The organism is Mycobacterium farcinogenes (assembly GCF_019739075.1).
In the GTDB taxonomy this organism is placed as follows: domain Bacteria; phylum Actinomycetota; class Actinomycetes; order Mycobacteriales; family Mycobacteriaceae; genus Mycobacterium; species Mycobacterium senegalense.
Map to the genome: position 1 here is coordinate 4,388,802 of NZ_CP081673.1, position 17,616 is coordinate 4,406,417.

The 17,616-nt window shown below is 67.6% G+C and carries 17 protein-coding genes; 7 read left to right on the top strand and 10 right to left on the bottom strand.

The annotated features are described in order from the left end of the window. Positions 1-28 precede the first annotated feature (28 nt). Positions 29-1,219 carry an MFS transporter gene (locus K6L26_RS20885; protein WP_221851440.1) on the top strand — a complete coding sequence of 397 codons (1,191 nt, stop codon included), beginning with the start codon at positions 29-31 and terminating at the stop codon, positions 1,217-1,219. 5 nt (positions 1,220-1,224) lie between these two features. On the opposite strand, the gene K6L26_RS20890 is transcribed toward K6L26_RS20885, so the two are convergent. Genes K6L26_RS20890 through serA form a run of 4 tightly spaced genes read right to left on the bottom strand, consistent with a single transcriptional unit; the run spans position 1,225 to position 5,094 of the window. Then, a complete protein-coding gene (locus K6L26_RS20890; RefSeq protein WP_019343124.1) occupies positions 1,225-1,842 on the bottom strand; it encodes a dihydrofolate reductase family protein in 618 nt (205 codons plus the stop codon). A 44-nt stretch (positions 1,843-1,886) separates the two neighbouring features. Further along, a complete protein-coding gene (locus K6L26_RS20895; protein ID WP_221853445.1) occupies positions 1,887-2,474 on the bottom strand; it encodes a hypothetical protein in 588 nt (195 codons plus the stop codon). A 26-nt stretch (positions 2,475-2,500) separates the two neighbouring features. Continuing rightward, positions 2,501-3,511, bottom strand: coding sequence for a 3-isopropylmalate dehydrogenase (locus tag K6L26_RS20900; protein WP_221851442.1), 1,011 nt, complete (start codon positions 3,509-3,511; stop codon positions 2,501-2,503). Beyond that, positions 3,508-5,094 (bottom strand): phosphoglycerate dehydrogenase, encoded by a 1,587-nt coding sequence (gene serA, locus K6L26_RS20905; protein WP_036388286.1) that lies wholly within the window; start codon positions 5,092-5,094, stop codon positions 3,508-3,510. Before serA ends, K6L26_RS20900 begins: the two co-directional genes overlap by 4 nt. Before the next feature lie 60 nt (positions 5,095-5,154). Here serA and K6L26_RS20910 point away from each other — a divergent pair, with 60 nt between their 5' ends. The 3 genes from K6L26_RS20910 to K6L26_RS20920 all read left to right on the top strand — a co-directional run bounded on the left by K6L26_RS20910 (position 5,155) and on the right by K6L26_RS20920 (position 7,859). Beyond that, on the top strand, positions 5,155-6,585 hold the full coding sequence (locus tag K6L26_RS20910) for a phytoene desaturase family protein (protein ID WP_221853446.1): 1,431 nt from the start codon (positions 5,155-5,157) through the stop codon (positions 6,583-6,585). After that, the gene (gene wrbA, locus K6L26_RS20915; protein ID WP_076212614.1) at positions 6,582-7,187 is read left to right on the top strand and encodes an NAD(P)H:quinone oxidoreductase; all 606 of its coding nucleotides are present in this window, start codon (positions 6,582-6,584) and stop codon (positions 7,185-7,187) included. Before K6L26_RS20910 ends, wrbA begins: the two co-directional genes overlap by 4 nt. Positions 7,188-7,520: 333 nt before the next feature. Then, the gene (locus K6L26_RS20920) at positions 7,521-7,859 is read left to right on the top strand and encodes a hypothetical protein (RefSeq protein WP_019343131.1); all 339 of its coding nucleotides are present in this window, start codon (positions 7,521-7,523) and stop codon (positions 7,857-7,859) included. 72 nt (positions 7,860-7,931) lie between these two features. Here the strand turns inward: K6L26_RS20920 and ilvC are convergent, their stop codons facing one another. The 3 genes from ilvC to K6L26_RS20935 are packed head-to-tail and all read right to left on the bottom strand — an operon-like array spanning position 7,932 to position 11,375. Continuing rightward, entirely contained in the window at positions 7,932-8,945 is a 1,014-nt protein-coding gene (gene ilvC / locus K6L26_RS20925; protein WP_036388291.1) for a ketol-acid reductoisomerase, read from the bottom strand. Between the two features lie 55 nt (positions 8,946-9,000). After that, the gene (gene ilvN / locus K6L26_RS20930; protein WP_019343133.1) at positions 9,001-9,513 is read right to left on the bottom strand and encodes an acetolactate synthase small subunit; all 513 of its coding nucleotides are present in this window, start codon (positions 9,511-9,513) and stop codon (positions 9,001-9,003) included. After that, entirely contained in the window at positions 9,513-11,375 is a 1,863-nt protein-coding gene (locus tag K6L26_RS20935; protein WP_036388294.1) for an acetolactate synthase large subunit, read from the bottom strand. Before K6L26_RS20935 ends, ilvN begins: the two co-directional genes overlap by 1 nt. Positions 11,376-11,743: 368 nt before the next feature. On the opposite strand from K6L26_RS20935, the gene K6L26_RS20940 reads away from it, so the two are divergent. Beyond that, positions 11,744-12,085: a PH domain-containing protein gene (locus K6L26_RS20940; RefSeq protein WP_019343135.1), complete on the top strand. Its 342-nt coding sequence runs from the start codon at positions 11,744-11,746 to the stop codon at positions 12,083-12,085. An 8-nt stretch (positions 12,086-12,093) separates the two neighbouring features. Here the strand turns inward: K6L26_RS20940 and K6L26_RS20945 are convergent, their stop codons facing one another. Then, positions 12,094-12,936 carry a DoxX family protein gene (locus K6L26_RS20945; protein WP_019343136.1) on the bottom strand — a complete coding sequence of 281 codons (843 nt, stop codon included), beginning with the start codon at positions 12,934-12,936 and terminating at the stop codon, positions 12,094-12,096. Between the two features lie 135 nt (positions 12,937-13,071). On the opposite strand from K6L26_RS20945, the gene K6L26_RS20950 reads away from it, so the two are divergent. Then, positions 13,072-14,193 (top strand): PQQ-dependent sugar dehydrogenase, encoded by a 1,122-nt coding sequence (locus K6L26_RS20950; RefSeq protein WP_019343137.1) that lies wholly within the window; start codon positions 13,072-13,074, stop codon positions 14,191-14,193. A 101-nt stretch (positions 14,194-14,294) separates the two neighbouring features. Further along, positions 14,295-14,954 (top strand): TetR/AcrR family transcriptional regulator, encoded by a 660-nt coding sequence (locus K6L26_RS20955; RefSeq protein WP_043367634.1) that lies wholly within the window; start codon positions 14,295-14,297, stop codon positions 14,952-14,954. 8 nt (positions 14,955-14,962) lie between these two features. Here K6L26_RS20955 and gatB read toward each other — a convergent pair whose 3' ends face one another. Next, positions 14,963-16,474 (bottom strand): Asp-tRNA(Asn)/Glu-tRNA(Gln) amidotransferase subunit GatB, encoded by a 1,512-nt coding sequence (gene gatB / locus K6L26_RS20960; RefSeq protein ID WP_019343139.1) that lies wholly within the window; start codon positions 16,472-16,474, stop codon positions 14,963-14,965. 74 nt (positions 16,475-16,548) lie between these two features. Then, positions 16,549-17,580 (bottom strand): ATP-dependent 6-phosphofructokinase, encoded by a 1,032-nt coding sequence (locus K6L26_RS20965; protein WP_019343140.1) that lies wholly within the window; start codon positions 17,578-17,580, stop codon positions 16,549-16,551. Positions 17,581-17,616 lie beyond the last annotated feature (36 nt).

Below are 17,616 nucleotides of genomic sequence, written 5' to 3' on the forward strand. Positions count from 1 at the left end.
TTTGGGACATCCGTGACACGATGGCCGCATGCCCGACTCGTCGATCAGCACGTTTCGCCGTTGGTCGATGTTGGCGATCGCCCTGACTGCGACCACGTGTGCCAACGTCTTCATCAACGGCGCGGCGTTCCTCATCCCCACCCTGCATGCCGAGCGCGGCCTGGACCTGGCCAAGGCCGGCCTACTGTCCTCGATGCCGAGCTTCGGCCTCGTGGTGACGTTGATCGCCTGGGGCTACGTCGTCGACCGCGTCGGCGAACGGATCGTGCTGACCGTGGGCTCGGCGCTGACCGCTGCCGCCGCGTTCGGTGCAGCAGCGTCGCACTCCCTGGTAACCGTCGGAATCTTCCTGCTGCTGGGCGGAATGGCTGCGGCCAGCAGCAATTCGGCGAGCGGGCGGGTCGTGGTCGGCTGGTTTCCTCCGGAACAGCGCGGCTTGGCGATGGGAATCCGGCAGACGGCAACCCCTTTGGGAGTCGGCCTGGGCGCGTTGGTGATTCCGCGCCTGGCCGAATCGCACGGCGTGGCAACGGCATTGCTCTTCCCCGCGATCGTCTGTGTGCTGGCAGCGGCGATCTGCGCTGTGGGAGTGCTGGATCCGCCACGGCCGCCGCGCCATGAGGCTCCGGCCGAGCACCTGGCCAACCCGTACCGCGGCTCAAACGTGTTGTGGCGCATCCATGCGGTCTCGGTACTGCTGGTGGTGCCGCAGGGTGTGGTGTGGACGTTCACGCTGGTATGGCTGATGAGCGACCGGGGTTGGTCGGCGGCATCGGCCGGCACACTGGTGACCATCGCTCAATTGCTGGGTGCGGCAGGGCGGATCGCCGCGGGCCGGTGGTCCGACGTCGTCGGACAGCGGCTGCGGCCCATCCGGACCATCGCGTTGGCGGCTGCTGCGACGATGGGGCTGCTGGCCCTCACCGACTGGTTGGGTTCACCGATCAGTGTCGCGCTGATCGTGATCGCGTCGGTGATCACGGTGTCGGACAACGGTTTGGCGTTCACCGCGATCGCCGAGATCGCCGGCCCCTTCTGGAGCGGGCGCGCACTGGGCACGCAGAACACCAGCCAGCACTTGGCGACCGCGAGCTCCGCACCATTGGTCGGCGCGCTGATCGGGGTGGCCGGTTATCCGGCCGCGTTCGCGCTGTGTGCGTTGTTGCCGTTGTTGGCGGTCCCCCTCGTGCCGGCCGACCCAGCGCGCAAGCAGTTGTAAAGCTGCTATCCGCGGCCCGGATCACTCATGTCACCCGTCGCGGGCACGCCGTCGGCGAGTCCGTACCGCAGGAACACCACACCGCTCGGGCTGGCGACCGGCGGCTGCAGCAGGGTGACGTTGGTGGGTACCGAACCCCCGTCGAAAACCTTCTTCCCCGCTCCCAGCATGATCGGGTGCACCCACAGGTCGAGGCGGTCGAAGAGCTTTTCCCGCAAGAGGGTCTGGACCAGGTTCAGGCTTCCGACAACCTTCACATGTTCATGCCGATCTCGGATCTCACGCACGGCAGCACCCAGATCCGGGCCGAGCTGTGTGGAACCGGCCCACGACAGGTCAGGCGCGCCGCGGGACGCGACGTACTTGGGGATGCTGTTGAACAGCGTGCCGAACTCGTCGGTCTGATGCGGCCAGTAGGCGGCGAAGATGTCGTAGGTGCGCCGGCCGAGCAGAAGGGCGTCGGCGCCCTGGTACGAAGCGCCGACCTGGGCACCCGAAACCTCGTCGATCAGCGGCGCCTGCCAGCCGCCGAATGAGAAGCCCTCGGGGTCCTCGTCAGGTCCGCCCGGCGCCTGCGCGACGAGGTCCAGGGTGGCGAACAGTTCGATCTCGATGAGTCCCATGCCCGTACAGACCGGTCGGCGTCACCAGATTCATCGCAACGCCCTCAGCGCGTGGCCGGCGCCGACGCCGCATGGGGACGCAACATCAACGCGGCTGCCAGAAAACACAACGCACCGATGAAGGTGCCGAAGTTGGCCAGACGCTCGTCGACGGTCACGCCGGTCTTGCGGACGAATGCCGCCAGCGCGGACACTCCGAACGCCACACAACCCATCATGTTGATCCACGCGGCCTGCCAGTCGACGGATCTCGGTGACCACACGCCGACCGCCACGACCGCCAGCGCTCCGCTGATCAAGAAGGCCAGCGAGCCGGTCGCATCGGGGGCCCACACGTAGCGACGCTCGCCGATGATGGTGTGCGCCCACACCGCAGCCCCTGTGCTCAGGTTGAACAGCAGGGTGCCGGCGAATTGAGTCGCCGCCGACCACCTTTCGACACCCTGGCCGGCCAGCACGAGTTGCATCCACGCCGCCGTACTGAAAAACCATGAGCCGACGAAGCAGAGCGCATTCGTGATGCCCGACCCGGCCAGCGCCGGAAAGCCGGGCACCGTGGCGATCGTGAAGAACGAGGCTCCGATCGCGAAAAGCCAGCACTGACGCGTCAGGGTGGCGAACCGGGCAGTCACCGCTGACACAGGCGCAGGCCGGATCGCTACAGCAGCGACAGAATCCGCTCGCCGACCTCGCTGGTCGAGAGCTTCGCGTCACCCCGGGTGGCCAGGTGCTCGCTGACGGCCTTGTCGACCCGCGCCGCCGCGTCGGTCTCACCGAGGTGAGTCAGCAGCAGCGCCACGCTCATGACCGCGGCGGTCGGATCGGCGATCCCCTGCCCGGCGATGTCGGGGGCGCTGCCGTGCACCGGCTCGAACATCGACGGGTTGGTGCCCGTCGCGTCGATATTGCCCGAAGCGGCCAAGCCGATGCCGCCGGAGACCGCGGCCGCCAGGTCGGTGATGATGTCGCCGAACAGGTTGTCGGTGACGATCACGTCGAACCGGCCGGGATCGGTGACCATGTGGATGGTTGCGGCGTCGATGTGCTGGTACGCCGTCTCGACGTCCGGGTAGTCAGCACCGACCTCGTCGACGGTGCGCTTCCACAGCGAGCCGGCGAACGCCAGCACGTTGTTCTTGTGCACCAGGGTGAGGTGTTTGCGCCGCGCTCGGGCTTTTTCGAAGGCATAACGCACCACGCGCTCGACACCGAACCGGGTGTTGGTCGACACCTCGGTGGCGACCTCGTGCGGGGTGTCCACGCGGATCGCGCCGCCGGTGCCGGTGTACGGGCCTTCGGTTCCTTCGCGCACCACCACGAAGTCGATCTCCGGGTTGCCCGCCAGCGGGCTGGAGACCCCGGCGAACAACTTCGACGGCCGCAGGTTCACGTGGTGGTCCAACGCGAAGCGCATGTTGAGCAGCAGGCCGCGTTCGAGCACACCGCTGGGTACCGAGGGATCACCGATGGCGCCCAACAGGATTGCGTCATAGCCCTTGAGCTCGTCGACGAATCCCTCGGGCAGGGTCTCCCCGGTCGCGTGGTAGCGCCGCGCGCCCAGGTCGTATTCGGTACGGTCCACGCCCGGCAGGACCGCGTCGAGCACCTTCAGTGCCTCGGCGATGACCTCGGGGCCGATGCCGTCGCCGGCGATGACTGCGAGTTTCATGACAGGTCGACCACTTCCAGTGTGGTGGCGTCGACCGCGGATGCGAGCGCGGAGCGCACATCCTCGGGCACATCGGTGTCCAGGCGCAGCATCACGATGGCGCTGTCGCCGTCGACGTCCTGGCTCAGCTGCGCGGCCAGGATGTTGACGTTGGCCCCACCCAGCAGGGTGCCGATCTTGCCGAGCGCGCCCGGCTGATCGTTGTAGTGGACGATGAGGTTGTAGCCCTCGGCGCGCAGGTCGAAGTTGCGCCCGTTGATCTGGACGATCTTCTCGACCAGCTGCGGGCCGCTCAAGGTGCCCGCGACGTTCACCGCGCTGCCGTCGGCGTGCACGACACGTACGTCGACCACACTGCGGTGGTTGGGGCTCTCGGTGGCAGTGCTGATCTCAGAGGTCACGCCGCGGTCGGCAGCCAGCGTCGGGGCGTTGACGAACGTCACCTGCTCGTCGACCACCGCGGAGAACAACCCACGCAGCGCCGACAGCTTCAGGATCTCAACATCTTCGGAGGCCAGCTCGCCGCGTGCCTGAACCGACAGCGACACCGGCGCCGCATCGGACAGGGCGCCGGCCAGCAGACCGAGCTTGCGGACCAGGTCCAGCCACGGCGCCACCTCTTCGCCGACGGCGCCGCCGCCGACGTTGACCGCATCCGGTACGAACTCGCCGGCCAGCGCCAGCTTCACGCTGGCGGCCACGTCGGTGCCCGCGCGGTCCTGGGCCTCGGCGGTCGAGGCACCCAGATGCGGGGTGACGACGACCTGCGGCAGCTCGAACAGCGGGCTGTCCGTGCACGGTTCGGTGGCGAAGACGTCCAGGCCGGCGGCGCGTACGTGGCCGCTGGTGATCGCGTCGGCCAGGGCCTGCTCGTCGATCAGGCCGCCGCGAGCGGCGTTGACGATGATGACGCCCGGCTTGGTCTTGGCCAGGTTCTCCTTGCCGAGCAGGCCGGCGGTCTCCTTGGTCTTGGGCAGGTGCACCGAGATGAAGTCGGCACGGCCGAGCAACTCGTCCAGCGGCAGCAATTCGATACCGAGCTGAGCCGCGCGGGCCTGCGACACGTAGGGGTCGTAGGCCACGATGTGCGCGCCGAAGGCGGCCAGCCGCTGGGCGACCAGCTGCCCGATGCGGCCCAGACCCACCACGCCGACGGTCTTGTCGAAGATTTCGACGCCCGAGAACGACGACCGCTTCCACGTGTGTTCCCGCAGCGTCGCGTCGGCGGCCGGGATCTGGCGGGCGGTGGCCAGCAGCAGGGCCAGGGCGTGCTCGGCGGCGCTGTGGATGTTGGAGGTCGGCGCGTTGACCACGAGCACGCCGCGGGCGGTGGCGGCGTCGACGTCGACGTTGTCCAGGCCGACGCCGGCGCGGGCCACGATCTTGAGCTTGGCGGCCGCGGCGAGAACCTCGGCGTCCACCGTGGTGGCGGAACGTACCAGGAGCGCATCGGCGTCGGGCACGGCAGCGAGCAACTTCTCGCGGTCCGGACCGTCGACCCACCTGACCTCTACCTGGTCACCGAGGGCGGCGACGGTCGATTCCGCGAGCTTGTCGGCAATCAAAACAACGGGAAGACTCACGCGGACAGCCTAGTGTGTGCGCCCTACCACAGCCGAACCGCGTGCGATGTACTGATGGGCGTGGACGTCACGATCGTCGGCAGCGGCCCCAACGGGCTGTCCGCCGCTGTCATCTGCGCACGGGCCGGTTTGTCGGTGAGGGTGATCGAAGCCCAACCGACCGCGGGCGGTGGCGCACGCAGTGCCGCGGACCCCGAGTATCCCGATGTGCTGCACGACGTGTGCTCGGCGGTGCATCCGATGGGTGTGGTGTCACCGTTCTTCGCCGAGTTCGATCTGGCCGCGCGTGGCGTAGAACTGCGGGCGCCGGAGATCTCGTATGCCAACCCGCTGCCGTCGGGGCGCGCCGCGATCGCCTACCGGTCGCTGGACCGGACGTGCGACGAGTTGGAACGCGGCGCCTCGTGGCGGCGGCTGTTCGGGCCACTGGTGGAGCAGTCCGACGGCGTGCTGGGGTTCTTCCTCGGCGACAAACGCTCGTTGCCGCCGGACCTTCCGACGACGGTGCGGACGGGCCTGCGGGTGCTCGCACAGGGCAGCCCGGCCTGGGGCGTACTGCGTGGCGAGGACGCGCGCGCCCTGTTCACCGGCGTGGGCACACACGCCATCTCCCGCATGCCGTCGCCCGTCAACAGCGGCGCCGGCATCATGCTCGGCACCGTCGCACACACTGCCGGCTGGCCCATTCCGGTCGGCGGCACGCAACGGATCTCGGACGCACTGATCGCCGATCTGCGCGCCCACGGCGGCGAATTGATCACGAGTTCGCCGGTGACAGACCCACCCGGCGGCGTCGTCATCTATGACACCGCGCCGACGGCGCTGCTGGACATCTACGGCGACTCGGTGCCGGCACGGTACGCAAAAGCGTTGCGCCGCTACCGATATGGCCCTGGTGTGTGCAAGATCGACTTCGTGCTCTCCGGTGAGATCCCCTGGCGGGATCCGCGGATGAGCACCTCGCCGACCGTGCACCTGGGCGGCACGCGCGCACAGATGGCCACGGCCGAACGGGAAGTCGCCGCGGGCCGGCATGCCCGGCGCCCCATGACGCTCGCGGCGCTGCCGCATCTGGTCGATCCCGGCCGTGTCGATGCCCAGGGCCGACGCCCACTGTGGACGTACTCGCACGTGCCGGCGAACTCACCCGCAGACCTGACCGAGACCGTGACCGCGATGTTCGAAGAAGCCGCCCCGGGTTTCCGGGATCTGGTCTTGGCGGCACGGGCGGTCCCCGCGGACCAGATGTCGCAGCACAACGCCAACTACGTACGAGGCGACATCATCGTCGGTGGCGCGACGTTGTTCGCCGCGATGGTCGGGCCGACGCTGCGCGCCAACCCCTGGACCACGCCGATCCCCAAGGCCTACCTGTGTTCGTCGGCGACGCCACCGGGCACCGCGGTACACGGCATGGCAGGTCTGTACGCGGCGCGCACCGTGCTCAAACGCGAGTTCGGCATCACGGAACTGCCTAAGCTGGCGCCATGACCCAGCCCAAGGTAGCCGTCATCTATTACTCCGCCACCGGCCACGGCACCACCATGGCCAAACGCGTTACCGCCGCCGCGGAATCGGCCGGCGCCGAGGTGCGCCTTCGCCACATCGCCGAGACGCAGGATCCGGCGTCGTTCGCCCACAATCCGGCTTGGACCGCCAATTACGAAGCCACCAAGGAACTTCCGGCGGCCACCGGAGAGGACATCGTGTGGGCGGATGCGGTGATCTTCGGCTCACCCACCCGGTTCGGTTCTCCCACCGCTCAATTCCGTGCCTTCATCGACTCGCTGGGCGGACTGTGGGCGGAAGGCAAGCTCGCCGACAAGGTATATGCGGCCTTCACCTCATCGCAGACTCTGCACGGCGGGCAGGAGTCGACACTGCTGAATCTGTACGTGTCGCTGATGCACTTCGGCGGGATCATCGTGCCGCCCGGCTACACCGACCAGGTGAAGTTCGCCGACGGCAATCCCTATGGCGTCGGCCTGATCGCCAACCGCGACAACATCGCCGAATTCGACGACGCGACCAACGATGCCCTCGACCACCTGGCCCGGCGTGTGGTCGGCGTCGCCCAGCGGCTGGCCGCGTAGTACGACGCATCCGGGCCGGGTCGCCGCCGACGTGGATTGCTCGCGCGGTCGTTGGCGATCCTGGCGGCGGCGGCTATGCGAACGACAGCGCGGGTGGCGGGTAAGCGACGGGAGAGGCCGGCGGCGGGTATGCAACGGGCAGCGCCGGCGGTGGTTACGCGCGCGGCGAAGCCGGTGGCGGGTATGCGACCGGGGACGCCGGCGGAGCCTGGTTCCGGGAAGCCTGCGAGGCCGCCTCGGAAGCCGGCGAACCCGCGCCCATCGGCTGTGCCAGCTGAGCTGACTCGAAAACTGCTGCGCCGCACCCCCTCCACCGGCGCTTAGATTTATGCGGTGAGCACTGGCATCGCCCGTTTGGTGGGTTCTGTACCGCACACCGATCCGGTCATGAAGTTGTTCGCGGTGGGCGATATGGAGCTGTATCACGTGAGCCCGCCGTTGCACGGCTACCACGTCGTCGCCGCCTCACAACAGTCATGGGCCATCCGGGCCCAGTGCATCTACCCAGACGGCCGCATCGAGCCGCCAGAGCCCGACGATCCGGTGTCGACCGAGTTGTACGGCGTGGTCGGTGAAGCCTTGCAGCTCGACAGCACCGAGAAGCTGCCCGGCAGCGCCGATGGCAGGAACGTATCCCGCACGCTGGCCGCGATCGGCTACCGAATCATCTAGAAAAGCCGAAAGGCCAGTTATTGCACGCTTTTACAAAGCTCGCGTGCAATAACTGGCCAGTCAGGATGAAAATCAGGCCGTTTCGGTGATCGGCCGGTCGACCCAGCTCATCAGGTCGCGCAGCTTCTTGCCGGTGACCTCGATCGGGTGCTCGGCGTTGGCCTTGCGCAGCGCCTCGAGCTCCTTGTTGCCACCCTCGACGTTGGCGACCAGGCGCTTGACGAAGGTGCCGTCCTGAATGTCGGTCAGGATGTCCTTCATGCGCTTCTTGGTGTCGGCGTCGATGACCCGCGGACCCGACAGGTAGCCACCGAACTCCGCGGTGTCGGACACCGAGTAGTTCATGCGGGCGATGCCACCCTCGTACATCAGGTCGACGATGAGCTTGAGCTCGTGCAGCACCTCGAAGTAGGCCATCTCGGGGGCGTAGCCCGCCTCGACCATGACCTCGAAGCCCGCCTTGACCAGTTCCTCGGTGCCACCGCAGAGCACGGCCTGCTCACCGAACAGGTCGGTCTCGGTCTCTTCCTTGAAGGTGGTCTTGATGACGCCGGCGCGGGCACCGCCGATGGCGGCGGCGTAGGACAGCGCCAGGGCCTGGCCCTCACCCTTGGGGTCCTGGTCGATCGCGATCAGGCAGGGCACGCCCTTGCCGTCGACGAACTGACGACGCACCAGGTGACCCGGGCCCTTGGGGGCGACCATGCCGACGGTGACGTTGGCCGGGGCCTTGATCAGGCCGAAGTGGATGTTGAGGCCGTGGCCGAAGAACAGCGCGTTGCCGTCTTCGAGGTTGGGCTCGATGTCGTTGCGGAAGATCTCAGCCTGCGCGGTGTCGGGTGCGAGCACCATGATCACGTCGGCCCACTTGGCCACCTCGGCCGGGGTGTCGACCTCGAGGCCCTGCTCCTCGACCTTGACGCGGGACTTCGAGCCTTCCTTCAGGCCGACCTTGACCTGCACGCCCGAATCACGCAGCGACAGCGAATGCGCGTGCCCCTGGCTGCCGTAGCCGATGACGGCGACCTTGCGACCCTGGATGATCGACAGGTCCGCGTCGGCGTCGTAAAACATCTCAACTGCCATGCGAAATTTTCCTTCTCTTTCTAGCTCTACAGCCGCTTAACGCTACTTGACGTGCTTACTTCACTGCGCTGATACCACGGGGACCGCGCGAGACCGACACCATGCCGGACTGTGCGATCTCGCGGATACCGTAGGGCTCCAAGACCCGCAGCAGGGCCTCCAGCTTCTCCGGAGTTCCGGTCGCCTCGACGGTCAAGGACTCAGTCGAGACGTCAACCACCTTGGCGCGGAACAGGTTCACCGCTTCGATGACCTGGCCACGGTTGGACGCATCGGCACGCACCTTGATCAGCGCGAGCTCGCGGGAGACTGAGTTGTCGTCCTCCTGCTCGACGATCTTGATCACGTTGATCAGCTTGTTGAGCTGCTTGGTGATCTGCTCCAGCGGCGATTCCTCGACGCTGACCACGATCGTCATCCGCGACATGTGCTTCTGCTCGGTGGCGCCGACAGCCAGGGACTGGATGTTGTAGCCGCGACGGGAGAACAGCGAGGCCACCCGGGCGAGCACACCGGGTTTGTCCTCGACCAGCACCGACAAGGTGTGGGTGGGGGTGGTGTTGCTCATCAGGCATGCCCCTCGTCGTCGTTTTCGTCGAACAGCGGCCGGATGTCCCGGGCCGCCATGATCTCGTCGTTGCTGGTGCCGGCGGCGACCATCGGCCACACCTGCGCGTCGGCACCGACGATGAAGTCGATGACCACCGGGCGGTCGTTGATGGCCCGCGCCTGGTTGATGACGTCCTCGACGTCCTCGGCCCGCTCGCAGCGCAGACCCACGCAGCCCAGCGCCTCAGCCAGCTTGACGAAGTCCGGGATCCGGCGGGAGTGCGTGGCCAGGTCGGTCTGGCTGTAACGCTGCTCGTAGAACAGCGTCTGCCACTGCCGCACCATGCCCAGGTTGCCGTTGTTGATCAACGCCACCTTGATCGGCGCACCTTCGATGGCGCAGGTGGCCAATTCCTGGTTGGTCATCTGGAAGCAGCCATCGCCGTCGATGGCCCACACCTCGGCCTCGGGCCGGGCGAACTTGGCGCCCATGGCCGCCGGGACGGCGAAGCCCATGGTGCCCAGGCCACCGGAGTTCAGCCACGTCTTCGGGTTCTCGTACTTGACGAACTGCGCGGCCCACATCTGGTGCTGGCCGACCCCGGCGACATAGACCGCCTCGGGTCCGGCGATCTGGCCGAGCTTCTCGATCACGTACTCGGGGCTGAGGCTGCCGTCGCTCTGCGGGCCGTAGCTCAGCGGGTAGGTCGCCTTCAGCCCGGACAGGTATTCCCACCAGCTGTCCAATTGCAGTGTGGCGCTTGTGGTCCCGTCGCGGCGCAGCACCTCGATCAGGTCGGTGAGGACCGCCTTGACGTCACCCACGATCGGCACGTCGGCGTGCCGGTTCTTGCCGATCTCAGCCGGGTCGATGTCGGCGTGGATCACCTTCGCCTCGGGGGCGAACGAGGCCAGCTGACCGGTGACGCGGTCGTCGAACCGGGTGCCCAGGGCGATCAGCAGGTCACTCTTCTGCAGGGCGCCCACCGCGGCCACGGTGCCGTGCATGCCCGGCATTCCCAGGTGCTGGGTGTGACTGTCCGGGAACGCACCGCGGGCCATGAGCGTGGTGACGACCGGGATGCCCGTCAGCTCGGCCAGCTCGAGCAGTTCGGCACTGGCCTCACCGCGGATCACACCGCCGCCGACGTAGAGCACCGGCTTGCGCGCCGCCGCGATCAGCTTGGCGGCCTCGCGGACCTGACGGCTGTGCGGTTTGGTGTTCGGCTTGTAGCCGGGCAGGTCCATCTGCGGCGGCCACGAGAAGGTGCACTGCCCCTGCAGGATGTCCTTGGGAACGTCGACCAGCACCGCCCCCGGCCGGCCCGAGCGGGCGATGTGGAAGGCCTCGGCCATCACCCGGGCGATGTCGTCACCGTCGCGCACCAGGAAGTTGTGCTTGGTGATCGGCATGGTCATACCGGTGATGTCGGCTTCCTGGAAGGCGTCGGTGCCGATCAGGCTGCGCCCGACCTGCCCGGTGATGGCCACCACGGGGATGGAGTCCATCTGGGCATCGGCCAGCGGGGTGATCAGGTTGGTGGCACCCGGACCCGAGGTGGCCATCATCACGCCGACCTTGCCGGTGGCGTGGGCATAGCCGCTGGCCGCGTGGCCGGCGCCCTGCTCGTGGCGGACGAGCACGTGGCGCAGCTTCTGCGAGTCGAACAGCGGATCGTAGACCGGCAGCACTGCGCCGCCCGGGATCCCGAAGACGACGTCGACGCCGAGCTCTTCGAGCGACCGGACGACCGCCTGGGCGCCGGTGAGCTGCTGCGGTGCCACCCGATTGGGCTGACCCGCTTCTGATTTGGCCTTGGCCGCGCCGTTGGCGGGCGCGCTTGCTGACCGGGCCGGCGGTCGTGTTGTCGGTGCGCTCACGATGTCCTCTTCACGGTTTGCGTCACATTCCTCTTGGCGGAAACTTCAATTTTTCAATGGTTCCGGCGCGCTTGCGGGCAAATAAAAAACCCCCGTCAGCCGGTAGCTGTACGAGGGTGGCGCGTCGATGCGGTTGGCTATGCCCGGCAGAGGGCCAGCGCGGCATCAACGCGCCAACCAATTACTACGAGCAATCCGGGGGTCTGCATAGCACCTGACGGTAGCTGCCGTACAGGTTAAAGGTCAAATTGCTTCGCTTCGGACGTCCCCCCGGCTGATGGCCGGCGGGCCGGCCGATCAGGTGGTGCAAGGATGAAGCTGTGAGCGCACGTTCGGCAACCGCCCCCGTCGTCATCCGGATATCGCCCATGGCGCACCTGGCAGTCGGCTTCCTGACGCTGGGCCTGTTGACCCTGGTGCTGAGCAATCCGACCCTGTTCTCGGTGCTGCTGGTGATCCCGGTTGCCTTGTCGGCAGCCATCTTCCGGTACCGCACCACCGTCGATGCCGACTCCGTGACCGCACGGACTCTGACGCGCAGCCGCACGGTGTCCTGGGAAGAGATCAAGGGACTGCGGTTCGACCGGTCATCGTGGGCGATCGCCGACCTGACCGACGGAACCGACCTGCGCCTGCCGGCCGTGACGTTCGCAACACTGCCGTTGCTGACCGAGGTGAGCGGCGGACGGGTACCGAATCCGTACGCCTGAGGGTCGGGTCAGCCGAGGGGGTTGCCGCCGTTGAGCAGCACCCAGATGGCGATGCCGCCGGCCACCCCCAGCAACAGGGCGACGAAGGATCCGACGAAGGGGCGGCGGGCCCAGCCGCGGCCGGCGTCGAATCCGTAGCGACCGGGACCGGTCAGGATGATGGCGGCCGCGGCGACGACGACGATCATCCGGTATTCGGTGCCGTCGGTGATGACTTCGGCAAGCCGGGCCTGCTCGTGGGCCGCCATCGCCGTGGCCAGCACCCCGTTGATCAGGTAGGCCAGCGCTCCGGCCGCAGCGATCGGCGTGAACAGCCCCAGCACCAGCAGCACACCGGCGGCGATCTGGCCGCCGGTGGCCGCATAAGTCAGGATGTCGGCGTTCTTGAAGCCCAACTCGGTCAGCGAGGTGTTGAACCCGTCCAGGCCCGGGCCACCCCACCAACCGAATGCCTTCTGCAGGCCGTGGATGATCATCAGCCCGCCGAGGGCCACCCGCAGGATCAGCAGACCGAGGTCCTGGGTGCCTCTGCGACCGGCCGCCTTGATCCGGTCGTCGACGAACTCGTCGCGCTCGATCTCGGCGGGTTCTGCCGAGAAGGATCCCATCGGGGCGGCGCCGCCGGCTTGCACGTACGGCAGCGGCTCAGGGTCGGCGACCAGGCTGAACGCCGACTGGTCACCTGATTTGGAGTCGTAGCGCGGAATCGCGGTGGTTTCGAAGTCCCCGCCGTACGTCGCCGACGGCAGGTCGTCTTCCGGGTCGACCAGGCTGGCTCCGGCCGGCCTGGCGGAATCGTCCGAGTAACCCGGTCGTTGCCAGGCTTGTGGGTCCTGCGAGTGACTGGTCACAGCTGCCAGGGTAAGTGCAAGTTCGGTTCGATCCGGGTATTTACCCCGGCGCTTCTGCCTGGTATCGGGCTGCCGGCGTCGCGGTGCCCGGTCCCGACGTGGCGCGCACCGCCGGGTCATCCGTAATCTGGCGGCATGAAATCGCGCCGGCGGATGACGGGGGTGGCCGCCGTTCTGTGTGCCGCGATGCTGGTCGGTTCGGGCTGCGCCCGGTTCGACGCGGCCCAGTCCGAGCCGTTCACCACTGAACCGAAGATGGAGCCGGGGCCGACCACGACGCCGCCGCCTCCGCCGCCGCTGCCGGCCAAGCCGTTCCCGAAGGAATGCAAGGCGACGGGCGTGATGCAGGGCTGCCTGGACAGCACCAGCGGTTTGGTCATGCTGCCCGACAGCCAGTCCGCCCTGGTGGGTGAGCGGCTCACGGGTGCGGTCAAGCAGGTTTCGGTGAAGGCCGAACCGAAGGTCAAAGTGACGATCCCGGTCGACCCGTCCGGCGACGGCGGCTTGATGGACATCGTGTTGTCGCCGACGTACAGCCAGGACCGGTTGATGTACGCCTACGTCAGCACTCCGAGCGACAACCGGGTCATCCGCATCGCCGACGGCGACGTGCCGAAACCGATTCTCACCGGCATCCCCAAGGGGGCCAGCGGCAACATGGGTTCGCTGACCTTCACCAGCAAGACCACGTTGTTGGTGCAGACCGGTGATGCCGGCGATCCGGCACTGGCCGCCGATCCCAACTCGCTGGCAGGCAAGGTGCTGCGCATCGAGCAGCCCACCACGGTCAACCAGGCCCCGGTCACCACGGCGCTGAGCGGCCTGGGTGCTGCCGGTGCCATGTGCGTCGACTCGGCTGACGGCTCGCTCTACGTCACCGACCGCACTCCGAGTGCCGATCGGCTGCAGCGGATCACCAAGGATTCCAAGGTGTCCACGGTGTGGACGTGGCCGGACCGGCCGGGCGTTGCCGGGTGCGCGGCCCTGGAGGGCACGGTGTTGGTGAACCTGGTCGATTCCAAGAAGACCGTGGCGGTGCGGCTGGCGCCCGACACCGGCGCGGTCACCGGTGACCCGGAGGTGGTCCGGGAGAACGTGCGCGGGCATGCGTGGGCGTTGCAGCTCTCCCCCGACGGCAATGTGTGGGGCGCGACGGTGAATCGCACCACCGGCGATGCCGAGAGCTTCGACGACGTCGTTTTCCCGCTCTTCCCGCAGGGCGGCGGATTCCCGCGCACCAATGCCGACAACACCTGACGCGCAATATATTTCGGCATCAGCCGACTCCGCGCCACTGACCTGAGATCGACGCGCGGCCGGCGAGACAGAGATCCGTCGCCGACAGCGTGGCCTTAGAAATGGTTTGGCTATCACGTACCATTGTCCGGGTGCCTGACCGCCAGCGCCGCAGATATGCACCGCGGCTCCCGCGTGAAGAACGGCGCGAGCAACTCATGGACGCGGCGATGGCCGTGCTCCACCACTGTCCCTTGCACGAGCTGAGGATGGAGGCGGTCGCCGAAGCCGCCGGAGTCGGCAAACCCGTCCTCTACACCGCGTTCCGGACCCGCACCGAACTCGTGACCGCCTTGCTCATCCGCGAGCACCAGAACGGGCTGAGCCAGGTGCTCTCCGCGCTGCCCACGAATCTGTCCGCCACCGGCCCGACGGACGCCTACACCGCGACCGTCACCGGATTCCTCCGTTGCGTGTTGGAGAATCCGACGCGCTGGCGGCTGATCCTCACCGTGCCCGACAGTGCCCCGCGGGACTACCGTGCGGCGGTCCGCAACGCGCGCAACCAGATCCTCGCGCAGGTCGAGCAGATGGCGAAAGCCGGTATCGCGGTCGATCCCCGGCTGTCCGCGCTCGATCCCGAGCTACTCGGCCACACCTTGCTCTCGTTCGCCGAGATGCTCGGCCGGTTGGCCGTACACGATCCCGACAACTACCCGCGCGAGCGGCTCGAGCAATACGCCGCCGCGGCGATGACGATGTTCGCCGGGCCGATGAGCTGAGCGGCCGGTTATCCGGCCTGCCCGCACGCGGCCAGGACCAACTCCCGCACCCGGGCGGCGTCAGCCGAGCCCTTGGTGGCCTTCATCACCGCGCCGACGATGGCGCCGGCGGCCTGGACTTTGCCTCCGCGGATCTTCTCCACCACATCCGGGTTGGCGGCCAGCGCCTCGTCCACAGCAGCCTGGATCACCGAGTCGTCACGCACCAGAGCCAGGCCGCGGTCGGTCATCACCTGCTCGGGTTCGCCCTCACCGGCCAGCACGCCCTCGACCACCTGGCGGGCCAGCTTGTTGGACAGCTTGCCCTCGTCGACGAGCTTGACCACGGCGGCCACCTGGGCCGGGGTGATCGGCAGCGCCTCGAGCTCGACCTCAGTTTCATTGGCCTTCTGCACCAGGAAGTTGCCCCACCAGGCGCGGGCGGCCTCGCTGGACGCGCCGTGGGAGACGGTGGCTGCCACCAATTCGACCGCCCCGGCGTTGACCAGATCGCGCATCACCTCGTCGGAGATGCCCCACTCCTGCTGAATCCGCTTGCGCGCCAACCACGGCAGCTCGGGGATGGTCTGCCGCAGCCGCTCGACGAGCTCTGCACTGGGCGCCACCGGCTCGAGGTCGGGCTCGGGAAAGTAGCGGTAGTCCTGCGCGGTCTCCTTGCTGCGCCCCGGCGAGGTGTACCCGTCCTCATGGAAGTGCCGGGTCTCCTGGGTGACGGTGCCGCCCGAGTTGAGAACCGCGGCCTGGCGGCGCATTTCGTACCGGACGGCCACCTCGACGCTCTTGAGCGAGTTCACGTTCTTGGTCTCGGTGCGAGTGCCGAACTCGGCGGCACCGACGGGCTTCAGCGACAGGTTCGAGTCACACCGCATCGATCCCTGATCCATCCGCACATCTGAGACGCCCAAGCCGCGCAGCAGATCCCGCAGGGCCGTGACGTAGGCCCGGGCGATTTCCGGCGCACGCGCCCCGGTTCCCTCGATCGGTTTGGTGACGATCTCGATCAGTGGAACGCCGGCCCGGTTGAAGTCGGCCAGTGAAGTCGTGGCGCCCGCGATGCGGCCGGTGTCGCTGCCCAGATGGGTCAGCTTGCCGGTGTCCTCCTCCATGTGGGCACGCTCGATCTCGACCCGGAACGTGGTGCCGTCGTCGAGGGGCACGTCGAGGTATCCGTTGACGGCGATGGGCTCGTCGTACTGCGAGATCTGGTAGTTCTTCGGCTGGTCCGGATAGAAGTAGTTCTTGCGGGCGAACCGGCCCCAGGGCGCGATATCGCAGTTGAGCGCCAGGCCGATGCGGATCGCCGCCTCGACAGCCGCCTCGTTGAGCACCGGCAGTGAGCCGGGCAGGCCCAGGCACACCGGGCAGACCAGCGTGTTGGGCTCGGCACCGAACCGATTGGCGCAGCCGCAGAACATCTTGGTGGCCGTGGACAGCTCGACGTGCACCTCCATGCCCATTACCGGCTCGTAGGCGGCGATGACGTCGTCGTAGTCGACGAGTTCAGCGGTAGCGACAGACATGGTGTCGATCCTAGTGGGGCGGTGTTTCGGGCCAGGCCGGGGTGGACGCCGGGGACCCCGGCCCTGGCACTGGTCTAGCCGAAGAACTCCGCGGCGTCGTCATAGCGGGACTGCGGCACCAGTTTGAGGTGGCGGGTCGCATCTGCCAGCGACACCCGGCCGATGTCCTGCCCCTGCAACGACACCATCATCCCGAACTCGCCGGCATGTGCGGCGTCGGCGGCGTTCACGCCGAACCGGGTGGCCAGCACGCGGTCATACGCCGTCGGAGTGCCGCCACGCTGGACGTGTCCCAACACGGTGACGCGGACGTCCTTCTTGATGCGTTTCTCCACCTCGAGCGCCAATTGCTGTGCCACGCCGGTGAATTTCTCATGGCCGAACTCGTCCATCCCGCCCTGACGCAACTGCATGGTGCCCTCGGCCGGTTTGGCTCCCTCGGCGACGACGCAGATGAAGTGTGACGACCCATGCTGGAACCGTTTCTTGACCAGCCGGCACACTTCTTCGACGTCGAAAGGCTGTTCGGGGATGAGCGTCATGTGCGCGCCGGAGGCCAGCCCGGCGTTCAGCGCGATCCACCCCGCATGGCGGCCCATGACCTCGACGAGCATGACCCGTTGATGCGATTCGGCCGTGCTGTGCAGCCGGTCGATCGCCTCGGTCGCCACCTGCAGCGCCGTGTCGTGGCCGAAAGTCACGTCCGTGCAGTCGATGTCGTTGTCGATGGTCTTGGGCACTCCGACCACCGGGACGTTCTCCTCGGACAGCCAGTGCGCGGCGGTCAAGGTGCCTTCGCCACCGATCGGGATCAGCACGTCGATCCCGTTGTCTTCGAGGGTCTGCTTGATCTGGTCCAGGCCGGCCCGCAGCTTGTCGGGGTTGACCCGCGCGGTGCCCAGCATGGTTCCGCCCTTGGCCAGCAACCGGTCGTTGCGATCGTCGTTGGCCAGTTGGATGCGGCGATCCTCCAGGAGGCCGCGCCAGCCGTCGAGGAATCCGACCACCGACGACCCGTAACGCTGGTCGCAGGTACGCACCACCGCCCGGATCACCGCGTTCAGGCCAGGACAGTCACCGCCGCCGGTGAGTACTCCGATGCGCATGGCACCATCTTGCCCCGCCTGCCCCGGCCCTGCCGG